Source organism: Chengkuizengella sp. SCS-71B (assembly GCF_040100845.1).
Lineage (GTDB): Bacteria > Bacillota > Bacilli > Paenibacillales > KCTC-33759 > Chengkuizengella.
Map to the genome: position 1 here is coordinate 1,875,948 of NZ_JAZHSH010000001.1, position 20,771 is coordinate 1,896,718.

Consider the following 20,771-nt stretch of genomic DNA (forward strand, 5'->3'; position numbering starts at 1 on the left):
TCCTTTTCTTTTCATTCATGAATCATTCCCTTCTATACGTAATCAAGTGTATTTCGAATAGTTAATTGTGAAGCTTTCCATGCAGGATAGAAACTTGCTGCTGTGGATCCCAGCAAGATAAAAATTAACCAAATGAAAATAGCCATGGGTGATAAAATGAGCGGCAGTGGAACATTAAAAGTCATGTTTCCGATCAGCTTTCCAATACTGGCAGACAAGGGTAATGAAATGGGAAGAGCAATGATCCAACTTATGATACCAATGAAAATACCTTCACTGACTACATTGCGTAAAATTGTTCCAGTCCTTCCACCAATCGTACGAATAATCCCAAATTCTCTGGTACGCTCAATTATGTTGGTACTCATTGATGAAATAAGACCGAGTCCACCAACGACTGCCATGATCATAGACATCATAATTAAGGCAAAAATAAGAAGGGAAATATGACCAGTTAATGCTTCGGCTAGCATAATCTCTGATATGATAGATTCTACATTGATGTTTTCTTTTGCTAGCACCTTTTCAAGCTCATTTTTCATGGCAGCTATAGATTCTGGATCTTTTAAAGCTACACGCAATTTGTTTGATTGCTCTAATTGACCTGTAACTTCACCATATCCTTCTGAAGATATATAAACAGTATTTTTAGCTAAGTCTTCTCTCACAATGCCAACCACTTCAAATTGCACTGAATTTCCACGAATCAATAGTGGAAGGGAATCCCCTACGTGTAAATCTGGGAATAATGTTTTGGCATTATGGTTTAGTACAATAGCATTGTTGTTTTCTATTTCATCGAGCCAACTCCCTTTAATTAATGGCAAATCTATCATAGAACTATTTATTGGTACAGAGCGAAGCGAGAAGCTTCCATGTCCACCGTCTGGATACGTTTGCACGATATTTAAACCATCTGATCGAACCCGGGCAGCTTCTTCTATATTCCAAACTTCTACTTTTTCTACGCCAGGGATGTCTTCAAGGATTTGCTTCATTCGTTGTCTCGGTTCAGCATCATTTAATTTGATTTCCAAATCATAATGACGTTGTGAAGCGGCATCAGATATAATCTTTTCCCAACCTGCTTTAACATTTAAACCTGTTAGGAACATGCTACCTGCAACTGATAATAAGCAGATGGTGAGGATAAGACGCCCTTTTTTACGAAATGTATTTCGTAAAGATAGGATCAGAGTTCTATCTAATCCTTTTATTTTTCCGAGAAATGTCTCAAGTCGACTAGTACTGAGTGATTTCCTACTTACTCCGTATTCGCTGAGGGTTTCTCGAACAGTAATTCGAGTTACTCTTAAGATAGGGATGAGTGCTGTTAAAACAGGTATTAGAATACCTGTTAACAGCAGAACAATGTAATTCCACAAAGGAAGGACATCACTGTAAATCGTAAAATTCAAGATCACTGCAATCATCTCAGCAAAAAGTCGTCCAAATGTGATGCCTGCAGGCAAACCAATCAGAACAGCTATGATGCTCAAAACAACGACCATTAACAAATAAATACCAGCAATTTGTTTAGTACTTGCACCGATTGCTTTCATAACACCAATTTGATGAATCTGTCCAGCAAGCATCCCGTTAATCATTGTGGCAATTAGAATAGCACTTAGAATCAATGCCATTAAACTGAACAAAAGTAACATAATTACAATGGATGTGAGTTGGGATTGATGTGGATGTTGACCAGGGGGCGGGATTCGAATTTCTTCAATAGCAATCCCCTGTTGTTGCATCCATTCTGCTAGTTTTCCAACATTTTGTTCAATTTTTGCTATATTCATTGTTTGATCTTGGAATAGTACTTTTAGAATGTGGAAAGACTCAGTCTCACCAAGTTGTTGCAGGGTGGATTCAGAAATATAACCAAACGCTCTTTGATCCTGTTCTGCTGGGGGCAAACTTGGATCATGTACGGTACCTGAGATGGATATTTGCTTCTTCTCTCCTGTAGAAGTTTTAATATAAAGAGTATCCCCAATATTTGCCTCTAAAAATATAAGTGCAGATCTCTCCAGTAAAATTGAACCATCTGGAGGAGGGGAAACACCAGACTCTGGTTCGAATGTTCCGATGTTCATGTTTTCAAAATCATCAATGCCAAATAACATAATCTCTTGCCATTCATTTGGTTGCATTTCAATTCTGGCATTTACCCAGGCTGTGGCTTCTACACCTTCTATCCCAGGTTGTTTTCTAACTTTTTCAAGGAGATTTTTATCACTATTTTTTAAATCAACACTTTCCAATTCAATATAGGCGGAAGCGGGATTAGTGCTCATATAATTGAGATTAAGTTCGCGTGTGAGAATAGAATAGGAACTTAACATACTTGCAATTCCAAAAATACCGACTGCAATGGCGGTTACCATCATGATCCATCTGCCTTTTGCATTACGTAGATCTGCTATTACTTTTTTCCATCTTGGGCTAAACACGGTGTACCTTCTCCCCATTTGTTTCAGATACGATTTCACCGTCAGACAGTAATATCGATCTTGTGAAAAAATGGTTTAAATCTCTTTCGTGTGTAACCATCACGATTGTTTTTCCTTCGCTAATGAGACCTGTAAAGAGATCCATTACGATGTTTGTGGTTGCAGAATCAAGATTACCAGTCGGTTCATCAGCAACTAGTATGGGAGGGTCATTAGCTAACGCTCTAGCAATAGCTGCACGTTGTTGTTGACCGCCAGATAAATCAGAAGGTAAATTGTTGGCCTTTTCCGCAATGCCCATTTTGCTTAGCAGATTAATGGCTCGCTTGCGTCTTTCCTTTCTTGGATACGTTTTGCAAAAATCCATGGGCAGCATTATATTTTCTGCAACAGTAAGTGTGGGAAGTAATTGATAGAATTGAAAGATGACTCCGATATTTCTCCCACGCCAAACCGCCATTTGTTCTTGATTGAGAGAATGAATGCTTTTTGAAGCAACATAAACTTCTCCAGAGGAAGGGGTGTCGATTCCGGTAATCATATTGATTAGCGTAGATTTTCCACTCCCAGATTGACCGACAAATGCTACGAATTCACCCTTGTTTACTTCTAGATCAATTTCTTTTAAAGCAGTAAAGGTTTCTGATGATGAAGTATATATTTTACTTACTTTTTTAAGAGAAATGAGATGATTAAGTTTTGCCATTGTGAACCTCCTTAAATTAATGATAATAAATATTGAACAATGTGTTCATTATCGACTATAATGTACATAAAGAGATTAAACAATAATCAATATAGCTTGTATTGTTCAAAAAGAAACAGATTCATAAAAATTATTCATTAAAAGAGGGATTTTTCTTGAAGGAACAAAAAAAAGACAGAAGAGTTCAAAGAACGAGAAATTTATTACACGAGGCACTTCAGGAACTTATGATAGAAAAAGGTTACGAAGCGATTACTGTCCAAGATTTAATAGATCGGGCAAATATCGGTCGATCAACTTTTTATTCTCATTTTGTGGATAAGGAAGAGCTGCTTGTTGAGAATGTAAATATATTAAGAGAGTTAATAAAAGAGCAGATGGTTAAAATTGAAACTATAAAAACGAAAGCATTTAGATTCGAGTTTAGTTTAAGTTTTCTGCAGCATGCACAAGATAGTAAACGTTTGTGGAAGGCAACTGTTGCACCAAGCGGATTGTTTGTTCTTCATCATATTAAACGAGTAATTTCTGACTTGATACGTGAAGAAATAACCATATCGAACTCTTTTAACTCGTTAAAAATTCCTCAAGACATAGCGGTAGAGTTTGTAGTGAACACCTTGATGAGCCTTATTCATTGGTGGATGGATGGGGAAAAACATACACAAGTATCTGCTATTGAAGTAGATGAGATGTTTCATCAGTTAGTCTTAACAGGAATTGGGTCCGAGATTTTAAACTAGTACTCATTAAGTTAAAACAACTTGCATAAAAGATATAGGGACATAGAAATTAGTAGATTAATCAAGGAGGATGTAAATTTGAACAATATAGGAAATCATTATTTAGAAACCGTCGTACATAACTTTGAAGAATTGAAATCATTAGGTGAAAAATCGATTGCACAAGTAAATGAAAGTCAAATCAATTTTGCTGAAAATGAAGATTCAAACAGTGTGGCAATAATTGTAAAACACTTACATGGGAATATGAAATCAAGATGGGAGAACTTTTTACTTGTTGATGGAGAATCTGTTGCAAGAGATCGAGATAGTGAATTTGAAGGGATTATTAATACTAAAGAAGAGTTGTTATCTATCTGGAATGAAGGTTGGGAATTTGTATTTAAAGCTATTCGGGGTTTAAATGAAGATGATCTAAATAAAACCACTACGATTAGAAATGAACCTCTAAGTGTATTACAAGCAATCCAAAGACAGCTCTCACATTATTCCTACCATGTTGGCCAAATTGTCTACTTATCAAAACAACTTTCAAGTTCATGGGTCTCCTTAAGTGTTCCAAAAGGAAAATCAAAAGAATTTAATAAACGTATGATGAACTAGAATACTTAAATCAACTTAAAATTAAAATACATTTTTTCCTGGGGGGGGTAGTTGTGCAACAATTAAAATGTAATTATACTACAACGATATCTCAAGAATCCTCATTAAATTATTTATTAACCTTGCCTAAAAGATATCTTGAAACAGATGAAAAGAGACCATTGATTCTTTTTCTTCACGGAGTTGGTGAAAGAGGAGATGATCTCGAACTCATTAAAAAACATGGCATCCCCAAAATAGTTGGGGAAAAAGATGATTTTCCTTTTATTACAATTTCTCCACAATGTCCCGTAGAGTCGGTCTGGGATAGAGAACTAGAAATGTTATTTTTTTTAATTCAAGATGTAGCGCAAAACTATAAAGTGGACATTTCACGTATTTATTTGACGGGTATTAGTATGGGGGGATATGGGACATGGTGCTTAGCTGAAAAATACCCATCGTTGTTTGCGGCATTAATTCCAATCTGTGGTGTATCTTTGCCTTTAGTAAGATTTCGCAGTGGAATAAATCAGTTAAACAACACACCAATTTGGGTGTTTCACGGCGCTGAAGATGAATCGGTCCCCATCCATCATTCAGAAGAAATGGTCAAAGCTTTACATCAAGCTGGCGGAAAAGTTAAGTTTACAATTTATCCTCATTTGGGTCATGACTCATGGACGAGAACATATGAGAATGAAGAAATTTATGAATGGATGCTGACCCATAAAAATGAGAATATTAAATTGCTTTAAAGGTTAAAACTTATAATTGTGCAGCATTCCTCATTCGTATCATTGAAAAATGTAAAGTAGAAGAAAGCAGGTAGTTTTTTAAAGGCATTAGTGAAGGAGTTAATCTTAGTTCTACATTAGCTTTGACTAGATGTTCAATTAAATCTCCTAAGGGCTCAACTTGTTTTGGAATAATGGTTCTAGTAGATATATAATATCCAGCTCCCTCATCAAAACAGTTAAATGATTCATTTGAAAAATGATATACATATAATTTTGTTTCTCTAATTGTCTGCAGCCATCCAGATTCAATTGCTATTACTTTTTCTGCGGTTGTAGACTTTTGGAACTCTTGTAAATCTACTGTTTTAGAATCAGATTTTGGCCAAAACCCTATTCGAGGGCATTCTCGCGGAAAATAATATAGAGGTGCATTTTTTTTGTCTATAGACCATACTACTGATGGAAGCTCTGGAAATGCATTGCTTTTTCGTGGTTCAAATTTGTTGATGTTTGGATTTTCACTAAAATGAAATAAGATAATGTTAACCCTCCTCCGAATAGAGATAAATGTTTCTTCATAATTTTCTTCTTATCGCTATTGGAGTATTATAACAAATTACAATCTTTTGGCAACTGATGTACAAATGCTTAAGGATAAATTTCAAAGAAAGTAAAAATATCAGATTATTATTAAGTCCCTTTTTTAAGGGGCTTTTTTTAAAACATAGTAAATAATGGTGAATTCGCTATCCCTTAACTTGATGGCGAGGTGTCTCTACCAAAGGTTGGTAAATATTAATAGCGAGTTGCAATTATCTATATTGAAAAAACTATTAAATTAATCATTGTTTACATTACATTCCAGCCCATAGATAAGAATCCAAGCAAATTCATTAGATACTTCATAAGATAGAATGAACGAGAATAAATGAAAAGTTGATTATACAAGTATAATTTCATGTTTTTCTTATTTAAGAAGTTTGAAAGGAGGTTTATTATATGTCTTTTCATAATAAAGTAGAGGTGAAACAATTTGAGGTTGATATCCCAGAAAATAGCCGTAATACAGGAAAAGTAATTTCCATGACTCCTAATATACCTACTAAAGTTGCAGAAATTACTTTTGACTGTTTAAAGCCAGGGGATTGCGTCTGGTTGAACAGCATATTCCATGTAGATAAAAGTGGTAGTGGTGTTGTTAGGGTTAATCACAGCATATTAAAAAAAAATGATGAGATTTATAGTGCAGCTACAGAGGTTGACGATTTTCAAGATGATTTAGGACAAATATTTTCTCAACAAACTGTGGATGTGATTACGACATTAGAAAAAGATGTAACCTACACGGTAGTTTGTTTTGCAGATCAGCAAGATGCTTTTTTACAAGGACCGATCACCTTTACAGGCACTCGTTTTGTCGAAGGAAAGAAGAGTTTTAAACGTATTTCCAATGGATTGTTAAAAAATGTATTAGAATTCCAATTTAGTCGTCCTCCCATAAACTCGAATACAGATGAAGGACCAATTTCCATGACTCCTAATATACCTACTAAAGTTGCAGAAATTACTTTTAATTGTTTAAAGCCAGGGGATTGCGTCTGGTTAAACAGCATATTTCACGTAAATAATGATACTGGTTTAACTGTTACGGTGAATCACAGAATCTTAAAAAATAATAATCCTATTTATACTGCGAGTACAAACATTGAAGATGGGGGTGAAGATAATCAAGGACAAATATTTCCGCAACAGTTTGTGGATGTCATTACCACGCTAGAAAAAGATGTGACGTACACAGTCGTTTGTGATACAGATATGCCAATGGTAAATTTAAGTGGTCCTATTATTTTAACGGGTACTCGACTTGTAGAAGATCGGACACAATTCGAGTTTAACCCTCGCCCTCCTGTAAATTCAAATACATTTAAAACACCAATTTCCACGGACGATCTGATTCCTACTGAAGTCGCAACAATTACTTTTGACTGTTTAAAACCAGGGGATCGTATCTGGTTAAATAGCATATTCCACGTAGATAATAATACTACTACTAGTTCTGTTGTTACGGTGAATCACAGAATATTAAAAAATAATGATCCCAATCCTATTTATAATGCATCTACAGAAATAGATTTTCCGACAAGAGATGGTCAAGGACAAATATTTTCGCAACAGTTTGTGGATGTGATTACGACATTAGAAAAAGATGTAACCTACACAGTTGTTTGTGATACAGATACATTACTGGTTAATTTAAGTGGTCCTATAATCTTTACGGGTACTCGACTTGTAAAAGATAAATGATTTTAAATGTTCCAACTGAGGAAGAATTAAAACGTTATTATAATGTTGTTTGGGAAACAAAAAACTTCCAAGAAGAAAGCAGAAAACCATTAGAGATATACTCTAAACTTTCAATCAGCGAAGCACAAGAGCAATATAATGAAGTCATTAATAAGTTTCCACTAAAATGATTTTACTTTGCACCTGGTGACAGCTTCGCTGGTACTACCCGGAATACAAAATTTTTGAAAGATATAATAAGAAATTACCTCATTAAATTTTTGTTGACAACATTTACTAAACAGAGTAAAATCTCTTATTACATTATGCCAAGAGTAATTTTTAATAATATAGGAGGAGTGGAAATGTTCTATCAAACTAGTGAGTTTTATGATCTTATTTATAGCTTTAAAAACTATAGAGATGAAGCTGAAAAAATTAAAAAATATATTGATGAAATCCAACCTCACACAAAAACAATTTTAGATGTGGCTTGCGGAACAGGTGAACACGCATCATTTTTAAAAAAAAGCTACAAAATCGATGGAATAGACTTAAATGAAGAATTTATTGAAATTGCAAAAACTAAAAATCCACAAGGAAACTACTATACAAGAGACATGACCCAATTTGATTTAAAACAAACTTATGATATCGTAATGTGTTTATTTAGTTCAATTGGTTATGTACAAACCATTGATAAACTTAAACATACAATAGAACAATTGAAAAAGCATCTTAAGGATGATGGTTTACTAATAATAGAACCTTGGTTTACTCCAGAAGTTTGGACCCCTGGTAGAGTTAATATTTTAACAACAGAAAAAGAAGGAATAAAAATAAATAGGATGACTCATACAGAAAAGATGGGAACTTGTCTATTATGGATTTTCATTATTTGATAGGAAGCAGTGAAGGTATAGAACATGTTACTGAAAGACATGAAATGGGGTTGTTTTCGATTCAAGATATGAAAGAAGCTTTTAAAAGTGCAGGACTTCAAGTGCAACATGATTCAAAGGGAATTAGCGGAAGAGGCATGTACATAGGATCCAAATAAATATACTTCTGGATCCCTTTATTGCAATTAAGTAATAAATGATGATGGGGTGGACAAAATGAATGATATATTAAAAATAGAAGATGTTTTTACAAACATACCCTCTATAGAGACTGATAGAATGCTATTAAGAAAAATGAGGCTTGAAGATGCAATGGATATGTTTGAATATGCTTCTGACCCTGAGATGACAAAATATACTTCTTGGGATACTCATAAAACGATTGAAGATTCAAAACAATTTATACAAATGACATTGCAGAAATATGAAAACAAAGAAATGAGTACGTGGGGAATTGAACATAAACAAAACCAAAAATTAATTGGAGGTTGTGGATTTGTTTATTGGAACCCTAATCATCGACGAACGGAGATAGGATATTCTCTATCAAGAGCTTACTGGAACCAAGGACTAATTACAGAAGCTTCGCAAGCCTTGATTAATTTTGCTTTTAAAAAAATGAAGGTCAACAGAGTTGAAGCGAGATGTAATGTTGAAAATGTAGGCTCTGAAAGGGTCATGCAGAAGATAGGGATGACTTATGAAGGGATTTTAAGAGAACAAATATATATTAAAGAGAATTATGAAGATGTAAAGATGTACTCGCTTTTAAAAAAGGAATATGAAAAGCTATAGGAGAAAGCTCTAAAGGAGTAGGTCACTGTGAGAAATAAAATTAAACAGGAACTTGTTAACATCGAAAAAGAACATCAAGTAAAAATTTTATATGCTTGTGAATCAGGAAGCAGAGCTTGGGGATTTCCTTCACAGGACAGTGATTACGATGTAAGGTTTATTTATATCCATACTAGAGATTGGTATTTGTCCATTAAAGAAAAAAGAGATGTCATTGAATTACCCATTGATGATTTGTTAGATATAAATGGATGGGACTTACAAAAAGCATTAAAATTATTTAAGAAATCAAACCCTCCATTATTGGAATGGTTACAATCGGATATAGTGTATTCAGAACCCTTTGCAACAGCTCAAAAAATTAGAAATCTAAGTCCTGTATCATTTTCCCCAAAATCATGTTTACATCATTATTTAAATATGGCAAAAGGCAACTTTAGAGACTTTTTACAAGAAAACGAAGTAAAAATAAAAAAGTACTTTTATGTTCTAAGACCATTATTAGCTTGTAAATGGATGGAGTTAAAACAAACTCCTCCTCCATTGGATTTTGAATTATTAGTGTCATCTCTTGTTCCTAAGGGACAACTTCAAGAACAGATTTTCAACTTGTTAAATCGAAAAAAAGCAGGTGAGGAACTAGATAGGGAACCTAGAATCAATGAAATTCACCTGTTTATAGAAGAAACAATACAATATTATGAACAATATACTCAAAATGTTCCTAAAGTTGTATGGAATAACGATGATATATTAGATAAAATATTTTTAGAGACTTTACAAGAAGTTTGGTAAAATTAGAATATATTACATACATAAGGTGATGAGCATGAACGAATTAGCAAACAAAACGATGATCGTAACAGGAGCTGCTGGGGGAATAGGGGAAGCAATCACAATTAAATGTTTAGAGCAAGGCGCAACCGTAATTGCTTGTGACCTTAATAATAAACAATTAAAAAAACTTGAAAAGTTGAAGTATAGATTTTACGATAATCCACTTTTTGTTTTTCCTGTAGATGTTTCGGATCATAAAGATGTAAAACAATTTTTTTCAATCATTAATATGAAATTCTCTAAAATTGATGGTTTAGTAAACAATGCTGGAATTTATTTGGGTAGAGATTTACTAGATTATACTCCAGAGCTAGTGGATAAGGTCATTAACGTAAATATAAAGGGTTCTACGTACTTTTCACAACTTTTTGGGGAATTATTGTTACAGCGTAAAGACAAAGGTTCTATAGTGAATATCTCATCTGTATCTGGGCAAGAAGGTAGTACGGATGCGGTGTATGGATTAACGAAAGCTGCACTTATTGGGTTAACTAAAAGTTGTGCACTTAATTTTTCCCCTAATATTCGTGTCAATGCCGTAACGCCTGGATTAGTAGAAACAAGTATGTTAGAGGATATTCCGGAATGGCGGATGAATGAATACAGAGAAAAGGAACTATTAAATGAGAGATTACAACCTGAAGATGTAGCCAATACGGTTGCTTTTCTTTTATCGGATTCTGCTCGTAATTTTACTGGTTCTGTATTTGATATTAATAACGGTTGTTATATGAGGTAAATGAAAAACGAACAAGGGGATAGACACCATGAATGAAATTAAGGTTTTACATATAGATGCTTTTAGTGAAATTGCAAACAAAGGAAATCCTGCTGGTATCGTATTAAATGCAGACCATTTAAATGAACATCAAATGCAAAGAATTGCAAAATTAGTTGGATTTAATGAAACAGCATTTATTCTTAAGTCTGATAACTCAGATGTACGTATAAGATATTTTACTCCTGGACATGAAATAGATTTATGTGGTCACGCAACGATAGCAAGCATTTATGCACTTCGAACCAATAAACAAATAACTCAAGATTCCATTACAATTGAAACGAATGTAGGTCATTTACCTATTCGTATTTATGAAGAAGGAAAACAATTAAGTATATTCATGCAACAAAAACCAGCTCAGTTTTTACCTTTTAAATCTCCAATAAACAAGTTAGCCGAATCTATAGGGTTAACCAAACATGAAATAGACTTGCAATATCCTATTGTATATGGCAATACAGGGGTTTGGACTCTATTGATACCTATTAAAAAACTGGAATCTTTTCATAAAATGAAACCTAATAATCAATTGTTTCCAAAAGTTTTAAAAGAGATGCCAAAGTCATCTGTACATCCTTTTTGTTTAGAAACATACGACGAATTAGCAGATATGCATGGTAGGCATTTTTCCTCATCATACTCAGGAACAACTGAGGATGCAGTGACAGGTACAGCATCTGGGGTAATGGGTGCGTATTTTGCAAAATATATTAATAATGAACGAGATATGAACTCATTATCAATTTTAGTTGAACAAGGTCAAGAAATGGATAGGGATGGTAGAGTATCAGTCCAAGTAATGCAAACTTCTGTGGGTTATGAAGTTGGGATTTATGGTACTGCTGTTTATGTAAGAGATTTTAAAGTTTCAATATAAAAATGGAGTACTTTACTTCAAGTGAATCATCGCCATGTTATATTAACAATGTAAAATTCATTCAGACATTTCTGGTTTCAACAGTGGTGGAAGTGGGTACCTATTTCCTGAACAACGTGCACAAGTTTGGATTTGCACTTAAATGACCGTCCGATAGTTTTCCGGACGGTTTTTCTTATTGGGAAATACTCAACATTGAATAAAAATTAATTTTCATAGACAGATGCCCACTCGTTTAGGCTAATGACTTCATATTATGTGGTAGGGTCAGTTAACCATGATTTTCTAACAAAATATAAGGATGTGAATAAATGGATAGTAAAGAATGTAATCGAGAAGTAACGGGAAATTGCGCCACAGCGTTGGGTAGAAACACGATAGCAAGTGGTGACAGCTCCCTTTCTGAAGGTAGAAGTACACGATCAAGTGGGGAGAATTCTCATTCCGAGGGAAGAGATACAATGTCAAGCGGAAACGCTTCACACTCCGAAGGGAGAAGCACAATGGCGAGTGGTGATGCATCTCATACAGAAGGCAGAAATACCACAGCTAGTGGAGATACTTCCCATGCCGAAGGAAAAGATACTGTAGCGCAAGGTGAACATTCCCATGCGGAAGGAGAAGGAACACAGGCGACTGGAACAGCCTCCCATGCGGAAGGAGCAAGCTCAAAAGCGAAGGGGCTTCAATCTCACGCTCAAGGAGATTGTACAACGGCAGCTGGAAGCTACTCACACGCAGAGGGAACTAAAACGAATGCTGTAGGTGAAGCTTCCCATTCGGAAGGCAGAAATACCACAGCTAGTGGAGATTTTGCGCATGCTCAAAACAGAGATACCGTAGCACAAGGGGATAATTCAACTGCGGAGGGATCAGGTACTCTTGCTAGAGGATTAAATAGCCACTCGGAAGGGTATATCACACAGGCTGATGGGGAAAACGCTCATGCGGAAGGTAGAAATACAAAAGCGACAGGAAATAATTCTCATGCGGAAGGAATAAACACACTTGCTCAAGGAGATAATTCCCACGCCGAAGGAGAGGGAACTTCAGCAACAGGGATCGGTGCTCATGCAGAGGGAACAAATACAGAAGCTTCTGGTGTACAGTCTCATGCCGAAGGTGAGCGTTCTATAGCTTCTGGAGATTTTTCTCATGCGGAAGGATCGGCAACTTCAGCATCAGGTAACTCTGCTCATGCAGAGGGAACAAATACAGAAGCTATTGGGGATAGAGCCCATGCGGAAGGGAATTTTACGACAGCCGAAGGTATATCTTCTCATGCCGAAGGTAGTGCAACTTTAGCTGTTGGAACAAATTCTCATGCGGAAGGATTCGTAACGAATGCTCTTAATATTCATTCCCATGCGGAAGGAAACAGAACACAGGCCGAGGGGATAAGTTCTCATGCCGAAGGTCGTTCAACTATAGCTTCTGGACCAGATTCTCATTCAGAAGGATCTCTTACAACAGCCCAAGGATCCGCCTCTCATGCCGAAGGGAATGAAACGACAGCACGAGGATCTGGATCTCATTCAGAAGGATTTCTTACTGAAGCCAACGGAAATGCTTCCCATGCGGAAGGAGATGGAACGACAGCTGAAGGAGATGCGTCCCATGCAGAAGGATTTCTTACTGAATCCAACGGAAATGCTTCCCATGCGGAAGGAGATGGAACGACAGCTGAAGGAGATGCGTCCCATGCAGAAGGATCAGACACTGAAGCCATAGGATTCGCCTCTCATGCCGAAGGGGTTGAAACAATGGCTAATGGAGAAGCTTCCCATAGTGAAGGAAGACTCACAAGAACTATAGACTCATCCGCTCATGCTGAAGGGGAGAATTCTCTAGCCTCTGGTCCGAGTTCTCACGCCGAAGGAGAACTTACAACTTCTTTAGGAGTAGCATCCCATGCCGAAGGAAGACGTAGCTTGTCGTCTGCTGATTTTTCCCATGCGGAAGGAGAAGATACAGAAGCATCGGGAGAAGCTTCTCACTCTGAGGGAAGCCGAACAGTAGCATCGGGGGATTTCTCTCATGCGGAAGGACGACTCACAGAATCGATTGGAAGATCCTCTCATGCGGAAGGAGAGGAAACAATATCCAGAGGAATAGCGTCCCATGCGGAAGGAAATCGTACGGCAGCCCAAGGATCCGCCTCTCATGCAGAAGGTTTTTTTAGTGAAGCCAGCGGAGATAGTTCCCATGCGGAAGGTTTTATTACTTTAGCTTTTGGGGATTTTTCTCATACCGAAGGAGAATTAACGCTAACTGAAGGAAGAGCCGCCCATGCCGAAGGCTGTAATACGGTAGCTTTAGAAGAATGTTCTCACGCTGAAGGAGATGAAACTAGAGCGGAAGGTTTTGCGTCCCATGCTGAAGGTTGTAATACGATTGCTTCAGGCGAATGCTCTCATGCGGAAGGAAACGGTACAGATACAAATAATAAAATGAATGCGCATATTATGGGACGATCAGGTCAAGCGGTTGAAGATAACTCCTGGCATTTAGTGAATGATACCTTAATGGCTTTGATTAATGGAAATACGGGAGATGCCTGTTTTGCAGGGAAAATCACATCTGGTAGAGGATGTGATTTCGCTGAGTTGTTTGAAACGTTGGATGGCGAACCTATTGATAACGGATACTTTGTCACAACTGAAGGGGATAAAATAAGAAGAGCTACAGATGGGGATAAATATATCTTAGGTGTAACAAGTGCTGTTCCCGGATTTTTGGCGGGTAGTTCCGGTTATGAATGGAATAAGCGATATATGACGGATAAGTGGGGTCAGGTGTTATATGAAGAGGTCACCATTCCATCGGAAAAAGATGCGAACGATAAACTCATTTCACCTGAGCGGATCGAAAAGAGACCAAAGCTAAATCCAGAATACGATCCTGATAAACAGTATATCTCAAGATCAGAAAGACCAGAATGGGTTGCCGTTGGGTTAGTCGGACAATTATTAGTGAGAGATGATGGAACAAGTGAAGTGAATGGATATTGCAAACCAAACGCAAATGGCATTGCTACAAGAGCCGATAATGGCTACAGAGTGTTAAAACGAACAGATGAAGACCAAATTTTAATTATTGTAGCAAATCCTATGCAATTTTAAACGAATACAAAAGACCTGCGGTAATATGTCAACTGAAAAATAAAAGAATATGAAGTTGTCAAAGATCAATTTGCTTAAAAAAGAAATTAAGAATTCCTTTTTCAACGTAAAAGAAAAGAAAGCATAGGATTTTATGTTTTCTAGTAGGTTATGGATTTAAATTTATTCCTACTCTATATTAAAAAACCATAAGGATGTGAATAAATGAATGGAAAAAATTGTAACCGGGAAGCAACGGGAGATTGCGCCACAGCGTTAGGTAGAAACACGATAGCAAGCGGTGACAACTCTTGTGCTGAAGGTAGAAGTACACGATCAAGTGGGGAGAATTCTCATTCCGAGGGAAGAGATACAATGTCAAGCGGAGACGCTTCACACTCCGAAGGGAGAAGCACAATGGCGAGTGGTGATGCATCTCATACAGAAGGCAGAAATACCACAGCTAGCGGAGATACTTCCCATGCCGAAGGAAAAGATACTGAAGCGCAAGGTGAGCATTCCCATGCGGAAGGAGAAGGAACACAGGCGATTGGAACAGCCTCCCATGCAGAAGGAGCAAGCTCAAAAGCGAAGGGGCTTCAATCTCACGCCGAAGGAGATTGTACAACGGCGGCTGGAGAATTCTCTCACGCAGAGGGAACAAAAACGAATGCAGAAGGGGAAGCTTCTCACTCGGAAGGAAGAAATACCACCTCAAGTGGAGATTATGCCCATGCTCAAAATCGAGATACTGTAGCACAAGGGGATAATTCAACCGCTGAGGGTTTAGGTTCTCTTGCCAGAGGATTAAACAGCCATTCGGAAGGATATATTACACAGGCAGATGGAGAAAATGCGCACTCAGAAGGCAGAAACACGAAATCGACAGGAGATAATGCACATTCGGAAGGAAGAGACACACTTGCCCAAGGAGATAATTCTCATGCTGAGGGTGAAGGATGTATGGTATTTGGTATCGGGGCTCATTGTGAGGGAACAGATACAGCTGCTTTTGGTGATCAGTCTCATGCTGAAGGATTTAGAACCAGAGCTTTGGGTTTTTTTTCTCATGCGGAGGGAACAGGAGCGATAGGCGCCATAGGAGCCGATGGAGTCGCCTCTCATGCTGAAGGAGTTACATCTCAAGCTAATGGGGAAAGCTCCCATGCGGAAGGAATTCGTACGATAGCCCAAGGATCCGCCTCTCATGCAGAAGGTTTTTTTACTGAAGCCAACGGAGATAATTCCCATGCGGAAGGAAATGAAACGACAGCCCAAGGATCCGCCTCTCATGCAGAAGGATCTTTTACTGAAGCTAACGGAGATAATTCCCATGCGGAAGGAGATGGAACGACAGCTGAAGGAGAAGGTTCTCATGCCGAAGGGTTAAACACTGAAGCCACAGGATTAGCTTCTCATGCTGAAGGCTGTAATACGGTAGCTTTAGAAGATTGTTCTCACGCAGAGGGTAGAGATACAAATGCAATTGGTATGAACTCTCACTCCGAAGGAAGTGGAACGATAGCCCAGAGAGAAGCTTCCCATAGTGAAGGAAGACTCACAAGAGCTACAGGCGCATTCTCTCATGCAGAAGGAGATGGAACGACAGCTGAAGGAGATGCGTCCCATAGTGAAGGAAGACTCACAAGAGCTCCAGGCGCATTCGCTCATGCTGAAGGGGTTGAAACAATGGCTAATGGAGAAGCTTCCCATAGTGAAGGAAGGCTCACAAGAGCTACAGGCGCATCCGCTCATGCTGAAGGGGAGAATACTTTAGCCTCTGGTCCGGGTTCTCACGCCGAAGGAGATTCTACAACTTCTTTAGGAGTGGCATCCCATGCCGAAGGAAGACGTAGCTTGTCGTCTGCTGATTCTTCACATGCGGAAGGAGAAGATACAGAAGCATCGGGAGAAGCTTCTCACTCTGAGGGAAGACTAACAGAAGCATCGGGGGATTTCTCTCATGCAGAAGGGTTTTTGTCCACAGAATCGATTGGAAGATTCTCTCATGCGGAAGGAGAGGGAAACATAGCTCAGGGAGATCAATCCCATGCCGAAGGAAATCGTACGACAGCCCAAGGAGATCAATCCCATGCCGAAGGATTCGACACTGAAGCCAACGGAAATAATTCCCATTCGGAAGGAGATGGAACGACAGCCCAGGGAGATGCGTCCCATGCCGAAGGGTTAGACACTGAAGCCATAGGATTATCTTCTCATGCTGAAGGCTGTAATACGGTAGCTTTAGAAGATTGTTCTCACGCTGAAGGAGATGGAACTAGAGCGGAAGGTTTTGCGTCCCATGCTGAAGGTTGTAATACGATTGCTTCAGGCGAATGCTCTCATGCGGAAGGAAACGGTACAGATACAAATAATAAAATGAATGCGCATATTATGGGACGATCAGGTCAAGCGGTTGAAGATAACTCCTGGCATTTAGTGAATGATACCTTAATGGCTTTGATTAATGGAAATACGGGAGATGCCTGTTTTGCAGGGAAAATCACATCTGGTAGAGGATGTGATTTCGCTGAGTTGTTTGAAACGTTGGATGGCGAACCTATTGATAACGGATACTTTGTCACAACTGAAGGGGATAAAATAAGAAGAGCTACAGATGAGGATAAATATATCTTAGGTATAACAAGTGCTGTTCCCGGCTTTTTGGCGGGTAGTTCCGATTATGAATGGAATAAGCGATATATGACGGATAAGTGGGGTCAGGTGTTATATGAAGAGGTCACCATTCCATCGGGAAAAGATGAGAACGGTAAACCCATCTCACCTGAGCGGATCGAAAAGAGACCAAAGCTAAATCCAGAATACGATCCTGATAAACAGTATATCCCAAGATCAGAAAGACCAGAATGGGTTGCCGTTGGGTTAGTCGGACAATTATTAGTGAGAGATGATGGAACAAGTGAAGTGAATGGATATTGCAAACCAAACGCAAATGGCATTGCTACAAGAGCCGATAATGGCTACAGAGTGTTAAAACGAACAGATGAAGACCAAATTTTAATTATTATAGGAAGTCTATGAATTTTTAAACGAATACAAAAGGAGAGGTGCGTAATGGATAGTAGAGAAAAATTAAGGGAAGAGTTATTAGAAAGAGCTGAGGATAAAACTAGAGATCATAAAACAATGGGAGATAGAAGAGAGCTGTTAAGAGAAGAGTTATCAGAAGTCATAGCTAGGCAAAAGGACAGAAAAAATGAAATCATTGAAGAATTAAAAGGTTCTATGGATAAATATGAAGAAAGAATGAAAGATACGAATGTGAGTAAGGAACGTATAGAAAAGAGACGTAAGCGAATTGATGAGCTCATTCAAAGGGTGGAAGATAGAAGTGAACAATCATTAAAAAGATTACAAGATAGGATTTAGTAGTCTAGTTTGAAAATAAAATTTTATGTTTAAACTGTAATAGGAAGGGCGCTAATATAGCGCTCCTTTTTGTATTGATGTATAGGGATATCAAAGTGATGAATAGGTTCCCACTGGAAAGTGAAACGGCTTAATTTTCAGCACACGATGTGCTGATCCAGTGTTTGTTACAGGATGTGACAGGTGTTAACAGGGTAAACCAGAAATGTGCCTTGTAAAATTCATTCAGACATTTCTGGATTCAACAGTGGTGGAAGTGAGTACCTATTTCCTGAACAACGCGCACATGTTTGGGTTTGCACATTAAAGAACCGACCGATGGTTTTCCGGACGGTTTTTCTTAATTATGCAAGAATTGGTATAATTTACTGGTAGTCTATTAAAAAAATAGGTGATATGATCATTAGGATTTTAGCAATACATATATTATATGAAATGCTTTTATATCAATGAAAAATGATATAGCTTCAGCAGAAATAATCTATATGTATTTTTATTCGTAGGTATCTATGTAAATGAATATTAAAAGAATATATTAGTAGAGGGGAAACCATGAAGAAAATCTTATTGTTAATACTTACATCAGCCATGGTATTTTTGTTATTTACTTCATTAAGTATAGTCAGTGCATTAAGTATTGAAGAAAAGTTTGATTCATTAAAGGAAAAAAGCATATTTAGTGGGTATGATGATGGATTACCTCATTTAGAGGATCAAATGACTCGTGAACAAGCAGCAAAAATTATTACCCTTATTTTTAATTTAAACATTTCTGAGCCTTCAAGTGAACAGACTTTTTCTGATGTTCCTATAGATCGGTGGTCACATCAATACATTGAAACTGCTGTAAATAACGGAATAGTTAATGGTATGGGAAACAATGAATTTGCTCCAACTGATCATGTCTCATACGAGCAGTTTGCAAAAATGATAGTTATTGGATATAGTCATGTGACAAATGAAGAAATTCCTGAAGAAAAACTATCAGATGATAACAATGTGAGTGATTGGGCTAAAAAGTACATCTCATCTGCATTAAATTGGGGATTGATCGAAGAAACTGAAAATTATAGAAGTTATGCTAATCGTGCATTTTTAGTAGAGGCAACTTATATAATAGAAAGAAAATTATCGGATAACGTTATAGTAGAACCAGTAGTTTCCTCATCTGAAGGAAATTATAGTGGTTCTACTACTAGCGATAGAACAGAAACGAACAACAATGATGGATCAGAATCAAATACAGATGATGGATCAGAATCAAATACAGATGATGGATCAGAATCAAATACAGATGATGGATCAGAATCAAATACAGGTGATGGATCAGAATCAAATACAGGTGATGGATCAGAATCAAATACAGATGATGGATCAGAATCAAATACAGATGATGGATCAGAATCAAATACAGGTGATGGATCAGAATCAAATACAGATGATGGATCAGAATCAAATACAGGTGATGGATCAGAATCAAATACAGGTGATGGATCAGAATCAAATACAGGTGATGGATCAGAATCAAATACAGGTGATGGATCAGAATCAAATACAGGTGATGAATCAGAATCAATGGTTTTAGCTTATTATACTCAATATGGTTCTCAAGACAAGTCGTCACTGAAAGCATTGAAAACGTATCACAATTATATGAATGCTATATCTATTGCAACATTTGGTATTAGCAATTTAGGAGAAATAGAAGGAAATTATCCTACAGATGCTTTAGATTTTGCTAAGGATAATAAAATTAATACGTATGCAACGATTGGAAATCATGATTCAAGTGGATTTAGTTCTCAATTAGCTAGTGAAGTATTGAATGATAGTAATAAGAGAACAAGAGCGGTAAATAATATAGAAGCTTTGGTAAAAAATTATAACTTTTCAGGTGTTAACCTAGATTTTGAAAATATGTATTATTACGATAGAGCAATTTATACTCAATTTGTAGATGAACTTGCAAAAAGATTACAACCTCAGGGATACGAAGTTATCGTCTCAGTTACAGCAAAAACATATGACGATCTAGATGCGGCTTGGAGTGGAGCTTTTGATTACGCTGCACTTGGTGAAATTGTAGATTATGTACAACTAATGTCCTATGATCAACATGGAACCTGGGGCGAACCTGGTCCAGTTTCAGGTTATGATTGGCTGCAAAATGTTTTTAATTATGCAGACTCACAGATCCCATCAGAAAAAATAATAATTGGAATCCCTGGCTATGCGATTGATTGGGATTTATCTGGCACTTCTAATAATATAGCAATAAGTCAAAAGGAAGTAACTAGAAGATTTTCTGAAGGGGGCATTACTGTAAACAGAGATTCAAATTCAAGAACACCATATTATGAATATACAGATAATGCAGGGAATCAACATGTCGTTTGGTACGATGATGATATAAGTATTAGTGAAAAAGTAGGTTTAGTTAATGATTATAATTTTGCTGGAGTTTCCGTATGGGAAATTGACTATGGTAACGAAAACTTTTGGAAAGCCATTGAAAAAGGTTTAGAAAATAATTAAATGATAGAATAAAAATTTAACTAAAAAATAGCCGAAAGGCTAT

General features: G+C 37.2%; 18 protein-coding genes. 15 read left to right on the plus strand and 3 right to left on the minus strand.

What is annotated here, in order from left to right; genetic code table 11:
• Nucleotides 1-32 precede the first annotated feature (32 nt).
• Together VQL36_RS09250 and VQL36_RS09255 are read right to left on the minus strand one after the other, a co-directional pair.
• Complete coding sequence (locus VQL36_RS09250; RefSeq protein ID WP_349249033.1) at nt 33-2,456, minus strand: ABC transporter permease; 2,424 nt, start codon at nt 2,454-2,456, stop codon at nt 33-35.
• A complete protein-coding gene (locus VQL36_RS09255; protein ID WP_349249034.1) occupies nt 2,449-3,162 on the minus strand; it encodes an ABC transporter ATP-binding protein in 714 nt (237 codons plus the stop codon). Before VQL36_RS09255 ends, VQL36_RS09250 begins: the two co-directional genes overlap by 8 nt.
• A gap of 155 nt (nt 3,163-3,317) precedes the next feature.
• On the opposite strand from VQL36_RS09255, the gene VQL36_RS09260 reads away from it, so the two are divergent.
• The 3 genes from VQL36_RS09260 to VQL36_RS09270 all read left to right on the plus strand — a co-directional run bounded on the left by VQL36_RS09260 (nt 3,318) and on the right by VQL36_RS09270 (nt 5,245).
• Complete coding sequence (locus tag VQL36_RS09260) at nt 3,318-3,905, plus strand: TetR/AcrR family transcriptional regulator (protein WP_349249035.1); 588 nt, start codon at nt 3,318-3,320, stop codon at nt 3,903-3,905.
• 78 nt (nt 3,906-3,983) lie between these two features.
• On the plus strand, nt 3,984-4,508 hold the full coding sequence (locus tag VQL36_RS09265) for a DUF1572 family protein (protein WP_349249036.1): 525 nt from the start codon (nt 3,984-3,986) through the stop codon (nt 4,506-4,508).
• Nucleotides 4,509-4,561: 53 nt separating this feature from the next.
• Nucleotides 4,562-5,245, plus strand: coding sequence for a prolyl oligopeptidase family serine peptidase (locus VQL36_RS09270; protein ID WP_349249037.1), 684 nt, complete (start codon nt 4,562-4,564; stop codon nt 5,243-5,245).
• Nucleotides 5,246-5,255: 10 nt separating this feature from the next.
• Here the strand turns inward: VQL36_RS09270 and VQL36_RS09275 are convergent, their stop codons facing one another.
• Entirely contained in the window at nt 5,256-5,792 is a 537-nt protein-coding gene (locus tag VQL36_RS09275) for a DUF6886 family protein (protein WP_349251154.1), read from the minus strand.
• Nucleotides 5,793-6,226: 434 nt separating this feature from the next.
• On the opposite strand from VQL36_RS09275, the gene VQL36_RS09280 reads away from it, so the two are divergent.
• From VQL36_RS09280 to VQL36_RS09335, 12 genes are all read left to right on the plus strand, one after another.
• On the plus strand, nt 6,227-7,531 hold the full coding sequence (locus VQL36_RS09280; protein WP_349249038.1) for a hypothetical protein: 1,305 nt from the start codon (nt 6,227-6,229) through the stop codon (nt 7,529-7,531).
• Nucleotides 7,528-7,701, plus strand: coding sequence for a hypothetical protein (locus VQL36_RS09285; protein ID WP_349249039.1), 174 nt, complete (start codon nt 7,528-7,530; stop codon nt 7,699-7,701). The genes VQL36_RS09280 and VQL36_RS09285 overlap by 4 nt, the downstream gene beginning before the upstream one ends.
• Before the next feature lie 174 nt (nt 7,702-7,875).
• Nucleotides 7,876-8,412, plus strand: a complete 537-nt coding sequence (locus VQL36_RS09290; protein ID WP_349249040.1) for a class I SAM-dependent methyltransferase — start codon at nt 7,876-7,878, stop codon at nt 8,410-8,412.
• A complete protein-coding gene (locus tag VQL36_RS09295) occupies nt 8,394-8,570 on the plus strand; it encodes a hypothetical protein (protein WP_349249041.1) in 177 nt (58 codons plus the stop codon). Before VQL36_RS09290 ends, VQL36_RS09295 begins: the two co-directional genes overlap by 19 nt.
• A gap of 58 nt (nt 8,571-8,628) precedes the next feature.
• Nucleotides 8,629-9,207, plus strand: a complete 579-nt coding sequence (locus VQL36_RS09300; protein WP_349249042.1) for a GNAT family N-acetyltransferase — start codon at nt 8,629-8,631, stop codon at nt 9,205-9,207.
• Nucleotides 9,208-9,234: 27 nt separating this feature from the next.
• The gene (locus tag VQL36_RS09305) at nt 9,235-10,002 is read left to right on the plus strand and encodes a nucleotidyltransferase domain-containing protein (RefSeq protein WP_349249043.1); all 768 of its coding nucleotides are present in this window, start codon (nt 9,235-9,237) and stop codon (nt 10,000-10,002) included.
• Nucleotides 10,003-10,036: 34 nt separating this feature from the next.
• Nucleotides 10,037-10,783, plus strand: coding sequence for an SDR family oxidoreductase (locus tag VQL36_RS09310; RefSeq protein WP_349249044.1), 747 nt, complete (start codon nt 10,037-10,039; stop codon nt 10,781-10,783).
• A 28-nt stretch (nt 10,784-10,811) separates the two neighbouring features.
• Nucleotides 10,812-11,702 (plus strand): PhzF family phenazine biosynthesis protein, encoded by an 891-nt coding sequence (locus tag VQL36_RS09315; RefSeq protein ID WP_349249045.1) that lies wholly within the window; start codon nt 10,812-10,814, stop codon nt 11,700-11,702.
• Between the two features lie 311 nt (nt 11,703-12,013).
• Nucleotides 12,014-14,824: a peptidase G2 autoproteolytic cleavage domain-containing protein gene (locus VQL36_RS09320; protein ID WP_349249046.1), complete on the plus strand. Its 2,811-nt coding sequence runs from the start codon at nt 12,014-12,016 to the stop codon at nt 14,822-14,824.
• 204 nt (nt 14,825-15,028) lie between these two features.
• Complete coding sequence (locus tag VQL36_RS09325; RefSeq protein WP_349249047.1) at nt 15,029-17,845, plus strand: peptidase G2 autoproteolytic cleavage domain-containing protein; 2,817 nt, start codon at nt 15,029-15,031, stop codon at nt 17,843-17,845.
• 33 nt (nt 17,846-17,878) lie between these two features.
• Nucleotides 17,879-18,193: a hypothetical protein gene (locus VQL36_RS09330; protein ID WP_349249048.1), complete on the plus strand. Its 315-nt coding sequence runs from the start codon at nt 17,879-17,881 to the stop codon at nt 18,191-18,193.
• 552 nt (nt 18,194-18,745) lie between these two features.
• Nucleotides 18,746-20,728: a glycosyl hydrolase family 18 protein gene (locus VQL36_RS09335; protein ID WP_349249049.1), complete on the plus strand. Its 1,983-nt coding sequence runs from the start codon at nt 18,746-18,748 to the stop codon at nt 20,726-20,728.
• The last annotated feature ends 43 nt before the right edge of the window (nt 20,729-20,771 follow it).

Bases quoted from the DNA above. Each gene is read 5' to 3' on its own strand.
- VQL36_RS09255 (WP_349249034.1), bottom strand. From the start codon at position 3,162: ATGGCAAAACTTAATCATCTCATTTCTCTTAAAAAAGTAAGTAAAATA.
- VQL36_RS09280 (WP_349249038.1), top strand. From the start codon at position 6,227: ATGTCTTTTCATAATAAAGTAGAGGTGAAACAATTTGAGGTTGATATC.
- VQL36_RS09285 (WP_349249039.1), top strand. From the start codon at position 7,528: ATGATTTTAAATGTTCCAACTGAGGAAGAATTAAAACGTTATTATAAT.
- VQL36_RS09290 (WP_349249040.1), top strand. From the start codon at position 7,876: ATGTTCTATCAAACTAGTGAGTTTTATGATCTTATTTATAGCTTTAAA.
- VQL36_RS09295 (WP_349249041.1), top strand. From the start codon at position 8,394: ATGGATTTTCATTATTTGATAGGAAGCAGTGAAGGTATAGAACATGTT.
- VQL36_RS09300 (WP_349249042.1), top strand. From the start codon at position 8,629: ATGAATGATATATTAAAAATAGAAGATGTTTTTACAAACATACCCTCT.
- VQL36_RS09310 (WP_349249044.1), top strand. From the start codon at position 10,037: ATGAACGAATTAGCAAACAAAACGATGATCGTAACAGGAGCTGCTGGG.
- VQL36_RS09315 (WP_349249045.1), top strand. From the start codon at position 10,812: ATGAATGAAATTAAGGTTTTACATATAGATGCTTTTAGTGAAATTGCA.
- VQL36_RS09320 (WP_349249046.1), top strand. From the start codon at position 12,014: ATGGATAGTAAAGAATGTAATCGAGAAGTAACGGGAAATTGCGCCACA.
- VQL36_RS09325 (WP_349249047.1), top strand. From the start codon at position 15,029: ATGAATGGAAAAAATTGTAACCGGGAAGCAACGGGAGATTGCGCCACA.
- VQL36_RS09330 (WP_349249048.1), top strand. From the start codon at position 17,879: ATGGATAGTAGAGAAAAATTAAGGGAAGAGTTATTAGAAAGAGCTGAG.
- VQL36_RS09335 (WP_349249049.1), top strand. From the start codon at position 18,746: ATGAAGAAAATCTTATTGTTAATACTTACATCAGCCATGGTATTTTTG.